This is a genomic window from Pseudomonas sp. NPDC090755 (assembly GCF_044769005.1).
Taxonomy (GTDB): Bacteria; Pseudomonadota; Gammaproteobacteria; order Pseudomonadales; family Pseudomonadaceae; genus Aquipseudomonas.
Map to the genome: position 1 here is coordinate 123,358 of NZ_JBIVXC010000016.1, position 18,566 is coordinate 141,923.

19 protein-coding genes and 1 pseudogene are annotated in these 18,566 nt (G+C 65.3%); 12 read left to right on the plus strand and 8 right to left on the minus strand.

The features are described from left to right. Nucleotides 1-78: 78 nt before the first annotated feature. Nucleotides 79-624 carry an RrF2 family transcriptional regulator gene (locus ACIQUS_RS21060; protein WP_403050898.1) on the plus strand — a complete coding sequence of 182 codons (546 nt, stop codon included), beginning with the start codon at nucleotides 79-81 and terminating at the stop codon, nucleotides 622-624. Here the strand turns inward: ACIQUS_RS21060 and ACIQUS_RS21065 are convergent, their stop codons facing one another. Further along, nucleotides 625-1,239, minus strand: a complete 615-nt coding sequence (locus ACIQUS_RS21065; RefSeq protein ID WP_403050901.1) for a cell wall hydrolase — start codon at nucleotides 1,237-1,239, stop codon at nucleotides 625-627. 136 nt (nucleotides 1,240-1,375) lie between these two features. Here ACIQUS_RS21065 and ACIQUS_RS21070 point away from each other — a divergent pair, with 136 nt between their 5' ends. Next, complete coding sequence (locus tag ACIQUS_RS21070) at nucleotides 1,376-2,224, plus strand: CAP domain-containing protein (RefSeq protein ID WP_403050904.1); 849 nt, start codon at nucleotides 1,376-1,378, stop codon at nucleotides 2,222-2,224. Nucleotides 2,225-2,233: 9 nt separating this feature from the next. On the opposite strand, the gene ACIQUS_RS21075 is transcribed toward ACIQUS_RS21070, so the two are convergent. From ACIQUS_RS21075 to argC, 3 genes and pseudogenes are all read right to left on the minus strand, one after another. Then, complete coding sequence (locus ACIQUS_RS21075) at nucleotides 2,234-3,679, minus strand: SulP family inorganic anion transporter (RefSeq protein WP_403050907.1); 1,446 nt, start codon at nucleotides 3,677-3,679, stop codon at nucleotides 2,234-2,236. A gap of 134 nt (nucleotides 3,680-3,813) precedes the next feature. Further along, a pseudogene (gene tssI / locus ACIQUS_RS21080) lies at nucleotides 3,814-4,659 on the minus strand (type VI secretion system tip protein TssI/VgrG); the annotation flags it as partial. Nucleotides 4,660-4,749: 90 nt separating this feature from the next. Continuing rightward, complete coding sequence (gene argC / locus ACIQUS_RS21085) at nucleotides 4,750-5,682, minus strand: N-acetyl-gamma-glutamyl-phosphate reductase (RefSeq protein WP_403050910.1); 933 nt, start codon at nucleotides 5,680-5,682, stop codon at nucleotides 4,750-4,752. Nucleotides 5,683-5,793: 111 nt separating this feature from the next. On the opposite strand from argC, the gene ACIQUS_RS21090 reads away from it, so the two are divergent. Then, entirely contained in the window at nucleotides 5,794-6,687 is an 894-nt protein-coding gene (locus ACIQUS_RS21090; protein WP_403050913.1) for a LysR family transcriptional regulator, read from the plus strand. Here the strand turns inward: ACIQUS_RS21090 and ACIQUS_RS21095 are convergent. After that, nucleotides 6,684-7,403: a GNAT family N-acetyltransferase gene (locus ACIQUS_RS21095; RefSeq protein WP_403050916.1), complete on the minus strand. Its 720-nt coding sequence runs from the start codon at nucleotides 7,401-7,403 to the stop codon at nucleotides 6,684-6,686. The two genes, ACIQUS_RS21090 and ACIQUS_RS21095, sit on opposite strands and share 4 nt — an antisense overlap. A gap of 191 nt (nucleotides 7,404-7,594) precedes the next feature. Here ACIQUS_RS21095 and ACIQUS_RS21100 point away from each other — a divergent pair, with 191 nt between their 5' ends. From ACIQUS_RS21100 to ACIQUS_RS21110, 3 genes are read left to right on the plus strand one after another with little or no spacing between them, the layout of a single operon-like run. Continuing rightward, a complete protein-coding gene (locus ACIQUS_RS21100) occupies nucleotides 7,595-8,941 on the plus strand; it encodes an iron-containing redox enzyme family protein (protein ID WP_403050919.1) in 1,347 nt (448 codons plus the stop codon). A gap of 10 nt (nucleotides 8,942-8,951) precedes the next feature. Next, on the plus strand, nucleotides 8,952-9,902 hold the full coding sequence (locus ACIQUS_RS21105; RefSeq protein ID WP_403050922.1) for a methyltransferase: 951 nt from the start codon (nucleotides 8,952-8,954) through the stop codon (nucleotides 9,900-9,902). Then, a complete protein-coding gene (locus ACIQUS_RS21110) occupies nucleotides 9,899-11,005 on the plus strand; it encodes a carboxylate-amine ligase (protein WP_403050925.1) in 1,107 nt (368 codons plus the stop codon). Before ACIQUS_RS21105 ends, ACIQUS_RS21110 begins: the two co-directional genes overlap by 4 nt. A 14-nt stretch (nucleotides 11,006-11,019) precedes the next feature. Here the strand turns inward: ACIQUS_RS21110 and ACIQUS_RS21115 are convergent, their stop codons facing one another. Together ACIQUS_RS21115 and ACIQUS_RS21120 are read right to left on the minus strand one after the other, a co-directional pair. Beyond that, entirely contained in the window at nucleotides 11,020-11,229 is a 210-nt protein-coding gene (locus ACIQUS_RS21115; protein WP_403050928.1) for a 4-oxalocrotonate tautomerase family protein, read from the minus strand. A 20-nt stretch (nucleotides 11,230-11,249) separates the two neighbouring features. Continuing rightward, nucleotides 11,250-11,990 carry an SDR family NAD(P)-dependent oxidoreductase gene (locus ACIQUS_RS21120; RefSeq protein WP_403050931.1) on the minus strand — a complete coding sequence of 247 codons (741 nt, stop codon included), beginning with the start codon at nucleotides 11,988-11,990 and terminating at the stop codon, nucleotides 11,250-11,252. Between the two features lie 126 nt (nucleotides 11,991-12,116). Here ACIQUS_RS21120 and ACIQUS_RS21125 point away from each other — a divergent pair, with 126 nt between their 5' ends. Beyond that, on the plus strand, nucleotides 12,117-13,028 hold the full coding sequence (locus ACIQUS_RS21125; protein WP_403050934.1) for a LysR family transcriptional regulator: 912 nt from the start codon (nucleotides 12,117-12,119) through the stop codon (nucleotides 13,026-13,028). Here the strand turns inward: ACIQUS_RS21125 and ACIQUS_RS21130 are convergent. Beyond that, nucleotides 12,985-13,971, minus strand: coding sequence for a GlxA family transcriptional regulator (locus tag ACIQUS_RS21130; protein WP_403050937.1), 987 nt, complete (start codon nucleotides 13,969-13,971; stop codon nucleotides 12,985-12,987). The two genes, ACIQUS_RS21125 and ACIQUS_RS21130, sit on opposite strands and share 44 nt — an antisense overlap. 118 nt (nucleotides 13,972-14,089) lie before the next feature. Here ACIQUS_RS21130 and ACIQUS_RS21135 point away from each other — a divergent pair, with 118 nt between their 5' ends. From ACIQUS_RS21135 to ACIQUS_RS21155, 5 genes are all read left to right on the plus strand, one after another. After that, nucleotides 14,090-15,091, plus strand: a complete 1,002-nt coding sequence (locus tag ACIQUS_RS21135; RefSeq protein WP_403050940.1) for an SLAC1 anion channel family protein — start codon at nucleotides 14,090-14,092, stop codon at nucleotides 15,089-15,091. Between the two features lie 113 nt (nucleotides 15,092-15,204). Beyond that, the gene (gene yghX / locus ACIQUS_RS21140; protein WP_403050943.1) at nucleotides 15,205-16,092 is read left to right on the plus strand and encodes a YghX family hydrolase; all 888 of its coding nucleotides are present in this window, start codon (nucleotides 15,205-15,207) and stop codon (nucleotides 16,090-16,092) included. 95 nt (nucleotides 16,093-16,187) lie between these two features. Next, on the plus strand, nucleotides 16,188-16,907 hold the full coding sequence (locus tag ACIQUS_RS21145) for an SDR family oxidoreductase (protein ID WP_403050946.1): 720 nt from the start codon (nucleotides 16,188-16,190) through the stop codon (nucleotides 16,905-16,907). A gap of 267 nt (nucleotides 16,908-17,174) precedes the next feature. Continuing rightward, a complete protein-coding gene (locus tag ACIQUS_RS21150) occupies nucleotides 17,175-17,930 on the plus strand; it encodes an SDR family oxidoreductase (protein ID WP_403050949.1) in 756 nt (251 codons plus the stop codon). A gap of 19 nt (nucleotides 17,931-17,949) precedes the next feature. Continuing rightward, nucleotides 17,950-18,360: a cupin domain-containing protein gene (locus ACIQUS_RS21155; RefSeq protein WP_403050952.1), complete on the plus strand. Its 411-nt coding sequence runs from the start codon at nucleotides 17,950-17,952 to the stop codon at nucleotides 18,358-18,360. Nucleotides 18,361-18,566: the final 206 nt, after the last annotated feature.

An 18,566-nucleotide genomic window follows, 5' to 3' on the forward strand; every position in this document is an offset into this window, starting at 1 on the left:
TAGTGGTGGCGGACGGCTGGAGCCCGTTTGCGCAAAAAACACTGGTATTATTTACGACAAAGTTAGTCGGAGATTGTGATGTCACTGTATAGCGCCGGGGTGGAGTACGGTATCCACTGCCTGGCCTTCCTGGTCGATGAACTGGGTGATAGCCGTGAAGCCAGCGTGCGCGACCTGGCAGAGTTACAAGGGGTGCCCCAGGAGTACCTGGCCAAGGTCTTCACCAAGCTGGCCAAGGCCGGGCTGGTGGTGGCCACCGAAGGGGTGCGCGGCGGTTTCAGGCTGGCTCGCCCCGCCGATGAAATCACCGTGCTGGATATCGTCACGGCCATTGACGGGCGCAAGATGATCTTCGAGTGCCGGGACGTGCGCGATCGCTGCGCGCTGTTCGACGGTTCGCCGCCGGACTGGGCCAGGGACGGCACCTGCTCCATTCACGCGGTGATGCTCACGGCGCAAAAGCGCATGGAAGAAGCGCTGGCCCAGCAGACCATCCTGGATATCGCCCGCCGGGTCGGGCGCAAGGCACCGGCCGAGTTTTCCACCCAGCTGGCCGACTGGATGAATGAACGACGTGCGGGCAAGACGGGCGGGGATATCCCGGTGGTGGATGTTTCCGACTGACTACCGAGCCGTGCCGTTGCGCGGTTTGTAGAACAGGAATTCCCCGGTTTCGGTGGTCTTCACATAGACCCGCGACCAGTCGGGCGACACCTTGCGGTCATGGAAATACAGCGCCCCATGGGTGCGATCCTGGAGTTGACGGTTCAGGGCCTTGCGCGCGATTTCCTTGGCGATGGCGTAGCGGTTCTCTTCCTGGACCGAATCGGAGCGCCCGTCACACCACCAGGAAAACTGGCAGTTGCCGGTTTCCTTACCTTGCTTGACCACCCCGCAGACCGTGTCGGGAAAGCCCCTATGGCCCAGGCGGTTCATCACCACATTGGCCACCGCTTCCATGTCCCGCGACTGGCCACCCTTGGATTCCCAGTAGATGCTGCGGGCCAGGCAGGTAATGGCGTCGTCCAGCGCCGCTGCGCCTGCCGGGTCCACGGCCTGCGCCTCGGTCCGGGTGATGGCCTTGGAACCGGGCGCCGGCGGGGCGTCGGGTTGCACGACCGTTTTGTGCTCCAGTACCTGGGCTTTTTCTTCGGCGACCCTGGCCGTGGAATCGGCGGCAAATGTCAGTGGGCCCCAGAGGGCCACGACAAGGCAGGTTACAATCGTTAGCAGGCGCATGCTCGAACCCCTGGGTGGCAGGAAGGCCACACCTTCCCGTTATCAGGGTCGACCGCAGCGCGCTCAAAACATTCCAGCTGTTCGACGACGGGTGACTTCGCGCATCATGGGCGCAGTCCGTTCAAGGGAGATTTGCATGCGCGTCCTGTTATCCGCTCCGCGTCTTGCCGGCCTGGCAGTGGCCCTGATGGCTGGCGCCGTCCAGGCCAGCGAGCCGTCGCAACTGATCGATTCGATCAACAGCTACCGTAGCCAGGCCCAGCGTTGCGGCGGCCAGGCCTCGCTGGAGCTGCCGCCGCTGGCCAGCGATCCGCGCCTGGTGTTGCCGGCCACCGGCCGCGTCGACCTCAAGGGTGCGCTGGCCCAGTCCAACTACCCGATGGTGAGTGTCCAGGCCATCACCCTCAACGGCCCGCAGGATGTCCAGGCGGCGATGAAGGCGGTGCAGGAAAGCTTCTGCCAGGTGGTGCTCGACCCGCAGTTCGTCGATATCGGTGTCAGCCAGCAAGGCCGCGATTGGCGCATCGTCCTGGCGCGGCCGTTGCTGGCCGGACGGCTGGGCGACTGGCAGGCTGAAGGCCAGCAGCTGCTGGCGATGATCAACAACGCCCGCAGCCAGCCGCGCCAGTGCGGCGCCAAGTCCTATGCCGCGACCACGCCGCTGACCTGGAACGCCACCCTGGCCGGTGCCGCCGAATCCCATACGCGGGCCATGGCCAACCAGAACTTCCTCGATCACGTCGATCGCGATGGCCGTACCCCCGGCGACCGCGCGGAACTGGCGGGCTATGCCGGCCAGGTGTCCGGCGAGAACATCGCCGCCGGCCAGGACACCGCCCGCAAGGTGGTCGACGGCTGGCTGGCCAGCCCCGGCCACTGCGCCAACCTGATGAACCCGCAGTACAGCGAGCTGGGCGCCGCCTATGCGGTCGACCCCAAGAGCGATGCCGGGATCTACTGGACCGCGATGTTCGGCACCCCGTAGGGCGCCTGCTCAGTCGTGGTGCAGGTCGGTGCGCTTGAGCAGTTGCTTGCAGCGCTCGGACAGGTGCACCACGCGCAGGTGCTTGCCGCTGTTGCTGTAGCGCTCGCGCAGGGTCTTGAGCGCGGCAATGGCCGAGTAGTCGACGAACCTCAGGTGCTGGCAATCGAGGGTTACCCGCGCCGGGTCGTTGGCCGGGTCGAACTGGTTGAGAAAGGGCGTGGTCGAGGCGAAGTACAAGGTGCCGTGCACCCGGTAGAGCTTGCTGCCATCGGCTTGCTGGTCGCTGTCGGCGTACAGCTCGCGGGCCTGTTGCCAGGCGAAGTTGAGCGCGGCAATGACGATGCCGATCAGCACCGCCGTCGCCAGGTCGGTGAACACGGTCACCAGGGTCACGGCGACGATCGCCAGCCTATCGTGGCCCGGCACCTTGTGCAGCACCCGCAGCGAGGCCCAGGAAAAGGTCTGCTGTGCGACCACGAACATCACCCCGACCAGCGCCGCCAGTGGAATCTTCTCGATCAGCGGCGAGAGAAACAGGATGAACAGCAGGATCATCACCCCGGCGACCACCCCGGACAGCCGCCCGCGACCGCCGGAGCTGAGGTTGATCGCGGTCTGGCCGATCATCGCGCAGCCTCCCATGCCACCGAACAGGCCGGACGTCATGTTCGCCACACCCAGGGCCACGCACTCGCGGTCGGGGTGGCCACGGCTTTCGGTGATCTCGTCGGTGAGGTTGAGGGTCAGCAGGGTTTCCAGCAGGCCCACCAGGGCCATCAGGATCGCGTAGGGGGCGATGATCTTCAGGGTGTCCAGGTTCCAGGCAATGTCCGGCCACATCAGTTGCGGCAAGCCGCCGGCGATATGGGCCAGGTCGCCCAGGGTGCGGGTTGGCAGGTCGAGCAGGTAGACCCCGATGCCGACGCCGAGGATGGCGACCAGTGCAGGTGGCACGCTGCGGGTCAGGCGCGGCAGCAGGTAGACGATGGCCATGGTCAGCGCCACCAGGCCGGCCATCAGGTACAGGGCCGGACCGCTCAGCCAGGCCCCGTCATGCTTGAAGTGTTCGAGCTGGGCCAGGGCGATGATGATGGCCAGGCCGTTGACGAAACCGAGCATCACCGGATACGGCACCATGCGCACCAGCTTTCCCAGGCGCAGCACGCCGAAGGCGATCATGATCAACCCGCCGAGCAGCACCGTGGCCAGCAGGTACTGCACCCCGTGTTGCACCACCAGGGCGACGATCACCACGGCCATGGAACCGGCCGCGCCGGAAATCATCCCCGGCCGGCCGCCGAACAAAGCGGTGAGGGTGCAGATGATGAAGGCGCCGTAGAGGCCCATCAGGGGGTTGAGGTGCGCCACCAGGGCGAAGGCGATGCACTCGGGGACCAGGGCGAAGGACGTGGTTAGTCCTGCCAGGACATCGGCGCGCAGGGAGGTTGTTTTCATGGGGGGAGGGCTGTCGGGGCAAAAGGGTGGGATGCTACGTAAAAATCCGGGTACGGACCAGCGTTCAAAGCTGATCCGCCTGATTGGCGGCGTTGACGATGCCGCTCCATTGGCTATGAGCTCTAACCTATTGGAAAGGCGTTGTCCTGGCTGGAGAGGTGGCTCACCCGCCAGTGCACGTTCAAGTCATCGCGGGGGTGGCCGGCGAGGGTGAAGCTCAGCCCGGGCTGCAGGCGCACATCGTCACCTTGGACCTCGGCAATGCGCGCATCGTGACGCAGGGCGGTGATGCGGTTTTCGGTGAAAGGCTTGCCAACGGCATCGCGCTTGTAACGGCCCGGGTAGTCGAAGCGCTCGTAGTCCGTGGACTGGTGCTCAAGGTGGGGACCCGCAGCGCTATGCTCCTGACGGTAGGCCGGGTGGGTGAAGGTGTAGTCGCGTTGCACCTGGCGTGCGGTGCGCACCTGTTCGCTGTAGCGCAAGCGCCGCAGGCAGGGTACTGCCGGGTCGCCGCCGCTGTTGGCCTGGTACAGCACCGTGTCGGGGGCGGGCGGGTCGTCGTCTTCGACAAAGCCCTCGTCTTCGTCTTCGGTCTTGATGACGCCACGGCTGATCAGCCCCAAGGACAGCAACCGGTCGGTGATGAGCAGCCTGTGCTGCTCGGGGCTGTGTTCGAAGCGGTAGACGAAGCCTTCTTCGGCCGCCAGGCGGGCGATGAAGTCGAGGTCGGTCTCGCCGGCCTGGACGCAGAACTCGCGGACCTGATGGTCCATGCTGGCATGCAGTTCGAACTGGGTGATGCCCTGGCGTTTGAGCATCAGCTCGAGGATCTGCGGGACGGTCTTGTGCTGGAAGATGCGCCAGTTCGAACGCAGGTTGGCGCGGGCTAATTGAGGTTCGACCACAGCGTGGTAGTAGGTGCGGTAGAAACCGCTTTCACCCTGGCAGAAGCGGCTGACCAGACCGTGCACGTAACGTATCGCCGGCGTTGCCGGCTCCCACAAGGGTTCCCGGTGTGCCCCGGTTCTTGTGTGGGAGCCTGCGGTCGACCGCAAAGCGGTCGCCATGCCTTAGCGCATCGCCGCCAGCATCAACTCAAGGTTTTGCACCGCCGCCCCCGAGGCGCCCTTGCCCAGGTTGTCGAACACCGCGGTCAGCAACACCTGCCCATGGGACTCGTTGGCAAACACCGCCAGGCGCAGGTCGTTGCTGTCGTTCAAGGCTTGCGGATCCAGCTGCGCCGGCGCCTCGCCGAGCTCCAGCGGTGCCACCTGCACATAGCGTGAGCCGTGGTAATGCTCGCGCAGGCCGTCATGCAGGCGGCCAGCCGTCACCCCGGCGGGCAACAGACGGGTCTGCAGGGCGATGGTCAAGGCAATGCCCTGACGGTAGCTGCCATAGCTCGGTACGAACACCGGTCGTTGCGTCAGTCCGGCATGCTGCTGGATTTCCGGCACGTGCTTGTGGTCCAGGTTCAGACCATACACCAGCACACCCTGGCTCGCTTGTGCGCCGGGCGCTTCATGCCGCTCGACGGCGGCGCGGCCACCACCGGAATAGCCCGACACGGCATTGATGGTCAGCGGGTAGTCCGCCTGCACCAGCCCCGCGCTCACCAGCGGGCGCAACAAGGCGATGGCGCCGGTGGGGTAGCAGCCGGGGTTGCTGACCCGCTTGGCCCGGGCGATGCGCTCGGCCTGCTGATCGTCCAGCTCCGGCAGGCCATACACCCAGCCGGCACTGGTGCGGTGGGCGGAGCTGGCATCGATCACCCGCACGGCCGGGTTGACGATGGCGGCCACCGCTTCCCGTGCCGGTGCGTCCGGCAGGCACAGGATCGCCACATCCGCGCTGTTGATCGCCTCGGCGCGGCGCGCCGGATCCTTGCGCTCGGCATCGGGCAGGGTCAGCAGACGCAGGTCAGTGCGCCCGTGCAGGCGGCCGTGGATCTGCAGGCCGGTGGTGCCTTGGTCGCCATCGATAAAGACAAGGGGCTGGTGCATGGTGTTCTCGACGAATCAGTACAGGGAGTGCCTATGCTGGCGCCGATCTGGACGAAAGAAAATTTGAATATCATGATGGAGACATTCATCTTTTCTGAACGATAAAACCCCATGCGTGAAATCAGCCTCGACCGCCTGCGCACCCTGGTGGTGATCGCCGACCTCGGTTCCTTCGCCCAGGCCGCCCGCGCGCTCAACCTGGCGGCGCCCACGGTCAGCCTGCACATTGCCGACCTGGAAGCACGCATCGGCGCGCCCTTGTTGTCGCGCAAGCGCGGGCAGATTCATCCCACCGTCATCGGCGAAACCTTGCTCGAGCGCGCCCGCCGCCTGCTGGCCGATGCCGAGCAGGCGCTGGACGAGGTGCAGCGGCAGGTCCAGGGCCTGGGCGGACGCGTGCGCCTGGGCGCTTCGACCGGCGCCATCGCCCATCTGCTGCCCCAGGCACTGGATATCCTCGGCGTGCGCCATCCCGGCATCGATGTGCAGGTGCAGGTGCTGACCTCGCGCGAGTCCCTGGTGCGCCTGCAGGACGGCACCCTCGACCTGGGCCTGGTGGCCTTGCCCCAGGGCGCGGTCAAGGGCGTGCAGATCCAGCCCTGGCGCCGCGACCCGATCATGGCCTTCATCCCCGCCAGCTGGGCACCGCCGGCGCGGGTCACGCCGGCCTGGCTGGCCAGCCGCGCCTTGATCCTCAATGACAACACCACCCAATTGTCGCGGGTGACCGGCGACTGGTTCGCCACCGCCGGCCTGCAACCGCAGGCGCGCATCCAGCTCAACTACAACGATGCGATCAAGAGCCTGGTGGCTGCCGGCTACGGCGCTACTTTGCTGCCCCACGAAGCCACCTCGCCGGAGCCCGACCCGCGTCTGTGCATGCGCCCGTTGCGGCCCGGGCTGTGGCGTCACCTGGGCATTGCCAGCCGCGAAGGGCAGGTCGAGCAGAGCACCCGCTTCGTGCTCCAGGTGCTGGTCGAGCTGGCGCTGCAGGCCGGCCGCTAAACCAGGCGCATGGCGGTGCCGGGCTGCCACGGGCCTTCGCCCAGGCGCTCCAGGACCAGGGCCTGGGCCTTGCGCTGCAACTGGTCGAGGTGGCGGTCGCGCTGTTTCTCGGCATCGACCATGGCCCGCTTGCCGTGCTGCTTGAGCAGGTAGCTATGGATCTGCTGCACCTCCAGCGTGCGATAGATCGGCGCCACGTCGAGCACCGCCACCCGGCCTTCGCTTGCGTGATCGCGGGTGTTCATCAGCACCTGTGGCCCGCGTGCTCCGATCACCTGGAAGCCCAGGGCCTCGAAGCACTCCACCTTGCTCGCCGCACAGGCTAGCTCGGCGTGGGGGTAGCGCGCGGTCATTTGCTGCAGCAGGGCGCGGGCGACACCCTGGCGACGGTGCTGGCTGTGCACGGCCAGGTAGGCGACGGTGCAAGCCGCTGGGTCGTCCTGCAAAGGCAGGTAGAGGAGAAAGCCGATCACGGTGTCCGGATCATCGACATCACAGGCGACCATCAGCTCGACCTTGAGCTCACCGTCGCCGTTCATGGCGTCCAGGTAGCGATGCACTTCAAAGCCGATGCCGTACTGGTAGAGGCTGTACAGCGGGTTGCTCGGGGGGAGGCCGATGGCGCTGATGTCGCTCAGGTAATCGACCACCATCTGCAGGATCTGGCTCTTGATCGACTCCTCGGGCGGGGCGACAAAATGGGTGAGGGCGGGCATCGGGGCAACTCCAGAACAGTAAAGGGCCGGTGATTTGGCTTGGGGTGCAAGTCTACAGGGCTGCGTGCTTGCGTGCTTGCGACCTTCCATCTCGCGCCCGGGCAATTGCGCTGAACTTCGGTCGGTGGCGGCCCTCACTTGTTTACAAGGGCGATTTCGCCCACCCGGCCACTGACCGCAGGAGCCCGGCCATGAGCGTGTCGATTGCATCACCGGTGCAAAGTACGGTGCTATGGAATGCCCGATCTGCGCTGCAACAGCGCTATCAGACCCTGCTCCAGGGGGACCCAGGCGACAGCCACGAATGGCTCCTGGCCCAGTTGCAACGCGCCGAGACCTTGCCGGATGACTTGCCGGCCAATCCTGCGGACCTCGGGCGCTGGAGCAAGCAGCGGGCCGCCGACGTCGCCAGGCGCTATGCCGATTACCTGTCCACGCGCAAGGCCGGTGGGCCCCGGCGCTACTTCAGTAACCGCGCCCATGCCCTGTATTTTCTCCAGCAGGTGGCGCCGACCAAGACGGTGGACGGTGCCTGGCTGCAGGGTACCTTGCGCCACTGGCCTGATCCGCGCTTTCACGGCTTGATCCGCACCTACCTGGAGGAACTGGGCGATGGTGACCCGGCCAGTAACCATGTGCTGATCTACCGTCGCCTGCTCAGCGAACAGGGCTGCCACCAGGACATGCCCCTGAGTGAAGAGCACTACCTGCAAGGCACGGTGCAACTGGCCCTGGGCTTGAACACCGAGGCCTTTTTGCCAGAGGTGATCGGCTATAACCTCGGCTATGAGCAGTTGCCCTTGCACTTGTTGATCACCGCCTACGAGCTCGATGAACTGGGTATCGATCCGCACTATTTTCGCCTGCACGTGACCATCGACAACGCCAGCAGCGGTCACGCCTGCAAGGCGCTACAGGCCCTGCGCCTGCTGTGGCCACAGCAGGGCGGTACGCCGTTCTATCAGCGCGTGGCCCGAGGTTATCGGCTCAACGACCTGGGGCCCGGGGCGCAAGCGATCATCGACAGCTTCGACCTCGAAGCCGAGTTGCTGGCCACCCTGGAGCGCAAGCGCGAGTTCGGCCAGCACATGCATTCGGATTACTGCCGCATCGAAGGCCGCACGGTCAATCAATGGCTGGCGCAGACCAACCTGCTCAGCGGCTTTTTCGCCGTGCTGCAGCGCAAGGGCTGGATCAGGCGCGACCGGGACCCGACCCAGAGCCGTTTCTGGCACTTGATCGACGGACCGGGCGCGGCAATGTTCGGCGTCTTCGACCCTTACGAGAAGCAGCTGCTGCACGACTGGATTGCTGGCACGTGGCAGCCCCTGGCCAAACCACCCCGCATGCCGGCGCTGAACGTCGAGCCAGTGGTCGACGACGAGCAGCAACAGGCCCTGGAGGTCACGCTGCAGGACCTACCGCCTCAGGCCCGCATCGAGCAATTGATCAAGGACATGGGCGGCAACCGCCATGCCTTGCCCTGTGGCTTGTGGGCGACGCGCCGGTTCGCGCAGATGACCGGCCTGCACCGTTAAGGAGCGCACGATGCTACTGGACCAGGCTCAACGCCAGGCCGACCAGGCCCTGCTGCAACTGGGGCGGCGACTGCAGGCCGACGGCTACCGCTTCACTTGCGTGACACCCTTGACCCAGCACCGCAACAACGCTCGAGCCGGGAACCAACAGGCGCGGACCCTGCGCGATATCTTCGGCTGGAACCGGGCGTTCACCCCGGCCTTGCTGTCGGCGGATGAACAGGTGCAGATGCAGCTGGCCGGTATCGTCGAGCAGCAGGGCGAGTTGTGGCGCAGCCGGGTGCGCTGGTCGAGCCTGGGTGAGTCGCTGTTCGTGCATTCAAGCTACCCCACCGACAGCGTCGATGCCGTGTTCTTCGGTCCCGACAGTTACCGTTTCGCCCGGGTGATCGAAGCCCACCTGCGCGAGCGCACGACCGCCCTTGAACAGGCCGTGGATATCGGGTGCGGTGCCGGCATTGGCGCGGTGCTGATCGCCCGGGCGCGGCGTCATGCCCAGGTCCTTGCCCTGGACATCAACCCCCGGGCCTTGCGCCTGACCGCGATCAATGCCGCCCTGGCACAACTGGCCAATGTCTCGGTGGAGCACAGCGACGTGCTCGATGGCGTGACCGGCCGGTTTGACCTGATCGTCGCCAATCCGCCCTACATGCTCGATGCCGGCGAACGCACCTATCGCCATGGCGGCGGCACCCTGGGTGAGCAGCTGTCGCTGCGCATCGTCGAGCAAGCCTTGCCGCGCCTGGCCCCGGGCGGCACCTTGCTGCTGTACACCGGTGTTGCCATGGTCGAAGGGCGTGACCCTTTCCTGGCACAGGTGCAAGGCACCTTGGCCGATCCGCGCTGGGCCTGGCGCTACGAGGAACTGGACGCGGATGTATTCGGCGAACAGTTGCTCGAGCCCGGCTACCAGCAGGTCGAGCGCATCGCCGCCGTGGTGCTGAGTGTTACCCGGCGATGAGCCCGCCGTGCAGCTTCGGCATCGAGGAGGAGTACCTGCTGGTGGAACTGGCCAGCGGCCGGGTGGTGGCCAGGCCCGGGGCCGGCATCATCGCGCTGTGCCGCCAGGTGCTGGGCGCGCACTTTGCCCAGGAGATGTTCCGCTGTCAGATCGAAGTGGCTTCGCCGGTGTTCACCAGCTTGGCCCAGGCCGGTGATTTTCTTCGTCACCACCGTCAGCAACTGGCCAGGGGGCTGGCGGCCGAAGGCGTCGGGCTGTTCGCCGCGGGCAGCCACCCCATGGGCGGCTGGCGCCAGCAACGACCGGCAGACGAAGCGCATTACCGGCAACTGTTCGAGGACTATCAGCAGGTCGCGCGCCGTAGCCTGTTGTGTGGCCTGCATGTCCACGTCGGGGTGGCGCAGGGGGTTGACCGGATGCGGTTGATCAACCAGTTGCTGCCCTGGACACCCCTGTTGTTGCTGCTCAGCGCTTCATCGCCGTTCTGGGAAGGTGAGCCCAGCGGCTACCAGAGTTATCGCCAGGTCGCCTGTGGCGAGTGGCCGCACATGGGCCTGCCCGAACGCCTCGGCGACTGGCAGGCCTACCAGCGTTACCTGACGCTGCTACGCCGTACCGGGTCGCTGCGCGAAGGCAATGATTGTTGGTGGGTCATTCGCCCATCGCGGCGTTACCCCACGGTGGAGCTGCGCATCGCCGATGCCTGTCCCAGGCTTGAGGATGCGTTGTGCATCGCCGGCCTGTTTCGGCGCATGGTCGAGCACTGTCTGAACCACCCGCAGGACGCTGCGTTGACCCGTGAGCAGTACTGGATCGCCGGGCAGAACTACTGGCGGGCCATGCGCCATGGGCGTCATGGGCACTACATCTGTCTGGCGGGAGAGCGGCAGTGCAGTGCGCAGCAATGGCTGGCGCAGGCGCGGGAGCGCTTCGACGCCGGGCCCTGTGACAGTGAGCGCAGCTTTGACCGGGCCGAAGTGATTCTGCGTGAGGGTACCAGTGCCGACTGGCAACTGGCGGTGTATGAGCGAGGCCAGCAACGGCCGCAGGGGGCGTTGCTGGCGGTGGTCGAGGGGTTGGTGGCGATGACGGGGTGTTGTTGATCGCCGGTGCTGCCTTAGCCCGATCGCTCACGCTTGCGCAGTGCCGTCACCGTCTCGCCACCGACCCCCCAGTTATCGGTGGGTACTTCCTCGATCACCACGAAGGTCGAGGCCGGCGGCTTGTTCAGTACCCGGTACAGCAATTCGGTAGCGCCTTCGATCAGCTCGCGTTTTTGCTCGGCGCTGACGCCTTCCTGGGTAACCTGAATGTGAACATAAGGCATGACAGTCTTCCTCCGTTTGCTTACCAGACACCGGTGGCCGAACCGCCATCCACGGCGATCACGGTACCGGTAACGAACGTCGAGTCGGTCAGGTACAGCACCGCATCGACCACATCCTGGGGCGTGCCGATCTGCCCGGTGGGCGCCAGGGCCTTGAGCACTTCGCGGGTTTGCGGGTCGTCGCCATGCAGCGGGGTGTCGATGATCCCCGGGGCCACGGCATTGACCTGCACCTGGGCAGACGCCAGTTCCAGCGCCAGGGCACGCACCGCCTGGTTCAGGCCGCCCTTGATCAGCACCGGCAGCAGCGCCGGCACCTTGGTGTTCGGTTGCAGGGCGATGGACGCTGTGATCGAGACGATATGCCCGGCACCGTTGGCGGCCATGTGCTGCGCGGCGACCTGCGCCGGGTAGACGAAGCCCTTGAGGTTGGTATCGACGATAGCCTCGATATCGCCCGGCGTGTAGTCGGCCACAGGCTTGGCGATGAAGATGCCGGCGTTGTTGATCAGGATGTCCACCTTGCCGAAGGCTTCGATGGCCTGGTCGAACAGCTTGCGTGCAGTCTCAGGCCGGGCGATGTCGCCTTCGACCAGGAGGAAGTTGGCCGGGTTGCCCAGGGACGCCGCAGCCGCTTGCAGGCGTGCCAGGGTACGGGCATTGCCCACCACATTGTCGCCGCGCTCAAGGTAGGCCTTGGCGATGGCGAAACCCAGGCCGCTGGAAGCGCCGGTGACGATAACGGTTTTTGCTGTGTGCATGATCGAATCTCCGTAGGGCCGGTCGACAGGTCCGGCTGATGGAGCTCAGGTTAATTGGCAAGCAGGCCTTGAAAAATGGTGTGAATGTAATTTGAATTGATACTTGGTGTAATCAATGAGGTGGTCATGACCCGGGTATTCGACGATCTGCAACTGGGTAGCATCGAACTGTTCTGCCTGGCCGCCGAAACCGGCAGCTTCACCGCCGCCGCCAACCAGGCCGGAGTCACGCCGGCGGCGGTCAGCCGGTCGGTGGCGCGCCTGGAAGAGCGCCTGGGCGTGCGCCTGTTCGTGCGCACCACCCGGCAGATGCGCCTGACCGAGGGCGGGCGTGGCTACTACGAACACTGCCGGCAGGCGCTGACCCAACTGATCGACGCCGAGCGCGAGGTCAGCGGTGCCCAGGCGGTGCCGGCCGGTTTGCTGCGCATCAGCCTGCCCACGCCCTATGCCCACTACCGCCTGCTGCCACGCTTGCCGCAGTTTCGCCAGCGCTACCCACAGGTGCGCATCGACGTGCATGTCAGCAACCGCAACATCGACTTTGCCGAGGAAGGCTACGACCTGGCGATCCGCGGGCGCGCGCCGGCCGACTCGCGGCTGGTGGCCCGACGACTGGAGGAGGCGGAGCTGGTGGTGGTCGCCACCCCCGACTACCTGCGTCGCGCAGGCGTGCCGGCCACGCCGGATGATCTGCTCGGGCATGAGTGCATCCAGTTCGAACTGCCCAGCACCGGGCGTACCACGACCTGGTCGTTCCAGGTCGGCGGTCGGTTGGTCGAAATGCAGACCTCGGGCAGCTACACCTGCCTGGAAGATTTTCTCGCCACCGCCACCCTGGTGAAAAATGGCGCCGGGCTGATGCAGGCCTACCGCTTCACCGTGCAGCAGGAACTGGAGAGCGGCCAGCTGGTGGAGGTGCTCGGCGACTATGGCGGCACTTCACGACCGTTCATGCTCATCTACCCCCATGCCCGGCACGTGCCGCTGCGGGTCAGGGCGATGATCGATTTTCTGTTGCAGGGTGAGGCTGGGTGAAGCGTGCCCGGTAGTCGCTGGGCGTGACGCCCAGGCGACGCACGAAGGCCCGGCGAAAGCCGTCGATATTGGCATAGCCCACTGCGTCGGCCAGGCGCTTCAAGGGAATGTCCGACTCTTCGACCAGGCGTCGGGCGCTGTCGATGCGCGCCAGTTCCACGAATTCGGCCGGGGTGGAGCCGGCCTCAAGCTTGAACACCCGGGCGAAATTGCGCTCGCTCATGCCGGCGCGGGCAGCCAGGGCCGGGACGCTGAGGTCGTCCCTGAGGTGGCCCAGAATGTAGGCCTGCACGGCACTGATGGCCGATTTTTCCGCCGTCTGCGCCGCCAGGTGGGCGCTGAATTGCGACTGCCCGCCGGGGCGCTTGAAGAACATCACCATTTCCCGCGCCACCCGCAGGGCCAGCTCGCGGCCGTGGTCTTCCTCGACCATGGCCAGGGCCAGGTCCATGCCCGCCGTCACGCCCGCCGAGGTGTACAGGCTGCCGTCCTTGACGTAGATGCTGTCGGCCTCGACCTGGGTGTCGGGGTTTTCCCTGGCCAGGCGCGCGCTGCTGTTCCAGTGGGTGGTCACCCGTCGTCCGCGCAGGATGCCGGCGGCGGCCAGGGCGAAGGCACCCGTGCACACCGAGCCGATGCGTCGCACCGAGCCTGCCTGGCGTTGCAGCCAATGCTGCAGGGCCGGGTTGCCGACGATTTCGTCGATCTGCGGGCCGCCGGCTACCAGGAGGGTGTCGAGCCTGGCCTTGTGGGTTTCGACCGTGGCGTCCACCGCCAGGCGCAGGCCGCTGCTGGTCTTGATCAGGCCGGGCTGGGTGCCGATCACCTCGACCCGGTAGGCGCGCGGGTTGCCCAGTTGCTTGGCCGCTTCGGCGAAGACATCGGCGGGGCCGACGATATCCAGCATTTGCACACGAGGAAAAGCCAGGAGGGCGATGCGCATAGGGGTTGTCCGTTGGGGTCGAGAGGTTGGCTGAAAACGTCGTTATGTGGCTATTTAAGCCAAGGCAATCATGGCAGAAACTATCCCTAACGACAAATCAAGCCAGGAGTCAGCCGTCATGAACACTGCCACCATTCCCGCCCTGGAGCCTGCCCGCAGCCAGGCTGCCAGCAGCGTCTCGATCAAGCATCTGCCGGTCAACCTGTTCGGCTCGGTCATGGGCCTGGCTGGTCTGGGCCTGGCCTGGCGCCTGGCGCACCAGTACTTCGGCGTCAGCCCGCTGATCGGCGAAGCCATCGCCCTGTTCGCCGGCCTGGTGTTCGTGGTGGTGGGCGCCGGCTACCTCACCAAACTGGTACGCCATCGCCAGGCGGTGGTCAACGAGTTCAAGCACCCGATCGCCGGCAACTTCTTCGGCACCATCGTCATTGCCCTGTTGCTGCTGTCGGTGGTGGCAGCGCCCTACAGCGAAGGCTTCGCCCAGGTGCTGTGGAGCGTGGCCAGCCTGCTGGCCGTGGCCCTGGGTGGCCTGGTGCTGTCGCGCTTGCTCAAGGGCAAGCAGGACCTGCAACACGCGGTGCCGGCCTGGCTGATTCCAGGCGTTGCCACCCTCGACATCACCGTGACCGGTGCGCACATGCCCATGGCCTGGGCGGGCGAACTGAACCTGTTGGCCACGGCAGTGGGCGCGGCCCTGGCCCTGGTGTTCTTCACCAGCATCTTCCCGCGGCTGGTGCACCAGGACGCCCTGGCCAAGGGCATGGTGCCTTCGCTGATGATCCTGGTGGCGCCGTTTGAAGTGGGCTTTCTGGCCTACACCAACCTGTTCGGCGAGGTCGACCGGTTTGCCGGCATGCTGTTCTACTTCGGCCTGTTCCTGGCCGTGGTGCTGAGCTTCAAGGTGTTTCGCCGCGATGTGCCGTTCGCCCCGTCGTGGTGGGCCATCAGCTTCCCCCTGGCCGCACTGAGCAATGCCGCGTTCAAATATGCCCATGCCCAGGGCGGGGTGGCACTGCAAGGGCTGGCCTGGGTGATCCTGGTGCTGCTGACTATCGTCCTGGCGGTGCTGACCGTGAAAACCCTGGCCAGCCTGTTCCGTGGTCAACTGCTCAGCGCTTGAAGGCCTGAAACGAAGCGAGCCCGCAACGGGCTCGCGCTGCTATGAGCGCCAGGCCTCAAGCCTGCTTTAATGAGTCAAACGGATTTGCCCGTCATTGAAGAGAGCGCCCGCCCATGGACCGTCTCACCGCCAAAGACTTCGCCCCCGAACTGCTCGAACTCTACGACTTCTACGCCCACGGACGGATCAATCGCCGCGAGTTCCTCGACCGCGCAGCGGCCTTCACCTTCGCCGGCATGACCGCCAGTGCCTTGCTCGCATCCCTGAGCCCGAACTACGCACTGGCCGAGCAAGTGCCGGCCTCCGATCCGGATATCCACGCCGAGTACATCACCTATCCCTCGCCCAAGGGCCATGGCCAGGTGCGTGGCTACCTGGTGCGACCGGCCAAGGTCCAGGGTAAGTTGCCCGCCGTGGTGGTGGTGCACGAGAACCGTGGTCTGAACCCTTACATCGAAGACGTGGCCCGGCGCCTGGCCAAAGCCGGCTTCATCGCCCTGGCACCTGATGGCCTGAGTTCCAAAGGCGGCTATCCCGGTGATGACGAGAAGGGCAAGGAACTGCAGGCCGGGATCGACCCGCAGAAGCTGATGAACGACTTCTTCGCCGCCATCGAATGGCTGATGAAAAACGACGCCACCACCGGCAAGGTCGGCATCGTCGGTTTCTGCTACGGCGGCGGGGTGGCCAACGCGGCGGCGGTGGCCTATCCCGAACTGGCCGCGGCTGTGCCGTTCTACGGGCGCCAGGCCGATGCCAAGGATGTGCCGAAGATCAAGGCGCCCTTGCTGTTGCACTACGGCGAACTGGACACGCGCATCAACGAAGGCTGGCCGGCCTATGAGCAGGCGTTGAAGGCTGCGGGGACAACCTACGAGGCCTATATCTATCCCGGTGCCAACCACGGCTTTCACAACGACACCACGCCGCGTTACGACGAAGGGGCGGCCAAGCTTGCCTGGGAGCGGACCCTGGAGTGGTTCAGGCGCTACCTGAAGTAGGTGACACACATCCGGATACAACTGTCGTTTGCCTCTGCATCACCGCTTTGCTTGCATGCCCGCTTCAGTCAGCAAGCCATGTCAGGAGACAGATGATGAAAACCATGGTGGTAGGGGCAAGCAAGGGGCTGGGCCGGGCCCTGATCGAGGGTTTGGGGGAGGCTGGCGATACCCTCATGGGTGTCTCGCGCAGCCGGCCGCAGGGGCTGCAAGCGCGGGAAGGGGTGGACCTGCAGTGGGTCGAGGCCGACCTGACGCAGCCGCGGGAGGCCGCGCAGCGGCTGGAGCAGGCGGTGGCCGGGCAGGGGCTGGACACCCTGGTCTACAACCTGGGGATCTGGGAGACCCGCGCCTTTGCGCCTGGATACGACTTTCTCGCTGACGATGATGCCGAGGTGCAAGCCATCGTCAACTGCAACATCACCGCGACCCTGCTGGTGATCAAGCGTCTGTTGCCGACCCTGCTGCAAAGCCCGCGGCCACGCATCATCCTCACCGGCTCGACCTCGGGCCTGAGCCAAAGCGGGCGCCCTGAGGTCAGCTTCGGCGCCTCCAAGTTCGCCCTGCGTGGCATCGCCGATGCCCTGCGCGAGGGTTACCGCCAGCACCGGTTGGGTGTGACCTGCCTGAACCTGGGCTACCTCAACACCGACGATCCACTCGCCACCCCGCGCGAGGTGGCGGCGTTGCGCGGTGAAGGCCAGTTGATTCCGGTGCACGATGTGGTCCAGGTGGTGCGCATGGCCCTGAGCCTGTCCTCGGCCAGCTTCGTCAAGGAACTGACCTTGCCGGCCATGGCGGATGAGCGCTTCTGAGCTCCCGTGTGGGAGCAACTGGCGATGCCAGCGATGCGGTGTAGCGAAAAACCATCGCCGGCGTTGCCGGCTCCCACAGGGTGCACTGGTATGCACCGTCCATTGTGGGAGCTGGCGAAGCCTGCGATCGACCGCCGCTCCCACCGATCGCAGCCTGGCGGCAGCGGCTACGTTGCAACCACTGATCCGCCCCCGCATGTCCAACGGAAATGGCGGAGTAGCATGGAAGGTTGCAGTACAACGCCCCATTCCCTGGGAGTCTGAGCCATGAAAATCGTCGTTATCGGTGGTACTGGCTTGATCGGGACCCAACTGTGCAACAACCTGCGCGCCAAGGGCCACATGGCGCTGGCCGCCTCGCCGAGGACCGGCGTCGATGCCCTGACCGGCGAAGGCCTGGACCACGCCCTGCAAGGCGCCGATGCGGTGGTGGACGTGTCCAACTCCCCCTCGTTCGAAGACGCAGCCGTGCTGTCGTTCTTTGAAACCTCCGGACGCAACCTGTTCGCCGCCGAGAAGCATGCCGGTGTACGCCATCACATCGCGCTGTCGGTGGTGGGTACCGAGCGCATGCTCGAGAGCGGTTACTTTCGCGCCAAGATGGCCCAGGAAAAACTGATCAAGGACGCCGGTGTGCCCTACACCATCCTGCGTGCCACGCAATTCTTCGAATTCATGGGGGCGATTGCCTATTCAGGCGCCGAGGGCAATTGCGTGCGCCTGACCAGCGCCGCCCTACAACCGATTGCCTCGTCAGATGTCGCCCAGACCCTGGCCAATCTGGTCGAACAGCCGCCGGCCAATCGCACCCTTGAAGTCGCCGGGCCCGATCGCCAACCGCTGGTCGAGTTCGTGCGCGCCTACCTGCAGCACAACCAGGACGCCCGTGAGGTGATCACCGATCCCCAGGCCACCTATTTCGGTGCGCCGATCAATGATCGTTCGCTGACCCCTGACGATGATGCGATCAAGGGTGGCATGCACTTCCAGACCTGGCTGAAAAACACCCCCGTCCAACGTTGATCCGGATCAGGAGCGTGTCATGCGTATTTCTTCGTTACTTGTGCTTGCGTCCTTGATGGGCGCCACTGCGGTGCTGGCCCAGAGTCCGGCAAACGGTGCTCCGCCACCCACGGTCAAACCGGTGATGAAACAGGCGCTGCCCGACTACCCGGGCAAGGAGATCGTGGTGCTGGAAGTGGAATACCCGCCGGGTGGCGCCGATCCGGTGCATCGCCACGATGCTCATGGTGTGGTCTATGTGCTGGAGGGAACGGTGGTGATGGGGGTCAAAGGCGGCAAGGAAGTCACCTTGACGCCTGGGCAAGTGTTTCATGAGGGGCCGACCGATATTCACACGGTGGGGCGTAATGCCAGCCAGGATAAGCCGGCGAAGTTTGTGGTGTTTCTGCTCAAGGAGACTGGCAAGCCGGCGTTGTTGCCGGTGGAGTGATTTATTGATGCCTTGGCGTTGGGACATTGCTCCGATGTCTGGACCGTAGCGTTGGCGCTGAAGACGACGAGCATATCCATGTCTTGCAGCGGCGCTGCCGGCTGGTTTCGCCCTTTACGGCGACCCACTTTTGAAGGCAAAAGTGGGCAAAACCCGTGTCCCTGCATCCGGCCCTTCGCTTCGCTGCGGGTACCCTCGCTACACCC

What these genes read in the sequence shown, in the direction of transcription:
- ACIQUS_RS21060 (WP_403050898.1), top strand. Translation starts at nt 79, where the DNA reads ATGTCACTGTATAGCGCCGGGGTGGAGTACGGTATCCACTGCCTGGCC.
- ACIQUS_RS21065 (WP_403050901.1), bottom strand. Translation starts at nt 1,239, where the DNA reads ATGCGCCTGCTAACGATTGTAACCTGCCTTGTCGTGGCCCTCTGGGGC.
- ACIQUS_RS21070 (WP_403050904.1), top strand. Translation starts at nt 1,376, where the DNA reads ATGCGCGTCCTGTTATCCGCTCCGCGTCTTGCCGGCCTGGCAGTGGCC.
- ACIQUS_RS21075 (WP_403050907.1), bottom strand. Translation starts at nt 3,679, where the DNA reads ATGAAAACAACCTCCCTGCGCGCCGATGTCCTGGCAGGACTAACCACG.
- argC (WP_403050910.1), bottom strand. Translation starts at nt 5,682, where the DNA reads ATGCACCAGCCCCTTGTCTTTATCGATGGCGACCAAGGCACCACCGGC.
- ACIQUS_RS21090 (WP_403050913.1), top strand. Translation starts at nt 5,794, where the DNA reads ATGCGTGAAATCAGCCTCGACCGCCTGCGCACCCTGGTGGTGATCGCC.
- ACIQUS_RS21095 (WP_403050916.1), bottom strand. Translation starts at nt 7,403, where the DNA reads ATGCCCGCCCTCACCCATTTTGTCGCCCCGCCCGAGGAGTCGATCAAG.
- ACIQUS_RS21100 (WP_403050919.1), top strand. Translation starts at nt 7,595, where the DNA reads ATGAGCGTGTCGATTGCATCACCGGTGCAAAGTACGGTGCTATGGAAT.
- ACIQUS_RS21105 (WP_403050922.1), top strand. Translation starts at nt 8,952, where the DNA reads ATGCTACTGGACCAGGCTCAACGCCAGGCCGACCAGGCCCTGCTGCAA.
- ACIQUS_RS21110 (WP_403050925.1), top strand. Translation starts at nt 9,899, where the DNA reads ATGAGCCCGCCGTGCAGCTTCGGCATCGAGGAGGAGTACCTGCTGGTG.
- ACIQUS_RS21115 (WP_403050928.1), bottom strand. Translation starts at nt 11,229, where the DNA reads ATGCCTTATGTTCACATTCAGGTTACCCAGGAAGGCGTCAGCGCCGAG.
- ACIQUS_RS21120 (WP_403050931.1), bottom strand. Translation starts at nt 11,990, where the DNA reads ATGCACACAGCAAAAACCGTTATCGTCACCGGCGCTTCCAGCGGCCTG.
- ACIQUS_RS21125 (WP_403050934.1), top strand. Translation starts at nt 12,117, where the DNA reads ATGACCCGGGTATTCGACGATCTGCAACTGGGTAGCATCGAACTGTTC.
- ACIQUS_RS21130 (WP_403050937.1), bottom strand. Translation starts at nt 13,971, where the DNA reads ATGCGCATCGCCCTCCTGGCTTTTCCTCGTGTGCAAATGCTGGATATC.
- ACIQUS_RS21135 (WP_403050940.1), top strand. Translation starts at nt 14,090, where the DNA reads ATGAACACTGCCACCATTCCCGCCCTGGAGCCTGCCCGCAGCCAGGCT.
- yghX (WP_403050943.1), top strand. Translation starts at nt 15,205, where the DNA reads ATGGACCGTCTCACCGCCAAAGACTTCGCCCCCGAACTGCTCGAACTC.
- ACIQUS_RS21145 (WP_403050946.1), top strand. Translation starts at nt 16,188, where the DNA reads ATGAAAACCATGGTGGTAGGGGCAAGCAAGGGGCTGGGCCGGGCCCTG.
- ACIQUS_RS21150 (WP_403050949.1), top strand. Translation starts at nt 17,175, where the DNA reads ATGAAAATCGTCGTTATCGGTGGTACTGGCTTGATCGGGACCCAACTG.
- ACIQUS_RS21155 (WP_403050952.1), top strand. Translation starts at nt 17,950, where the DNA reads ATGCGTATTTCTTCGTTACTTGTGCTTGCGTCCTTGATGGGCGCCACT.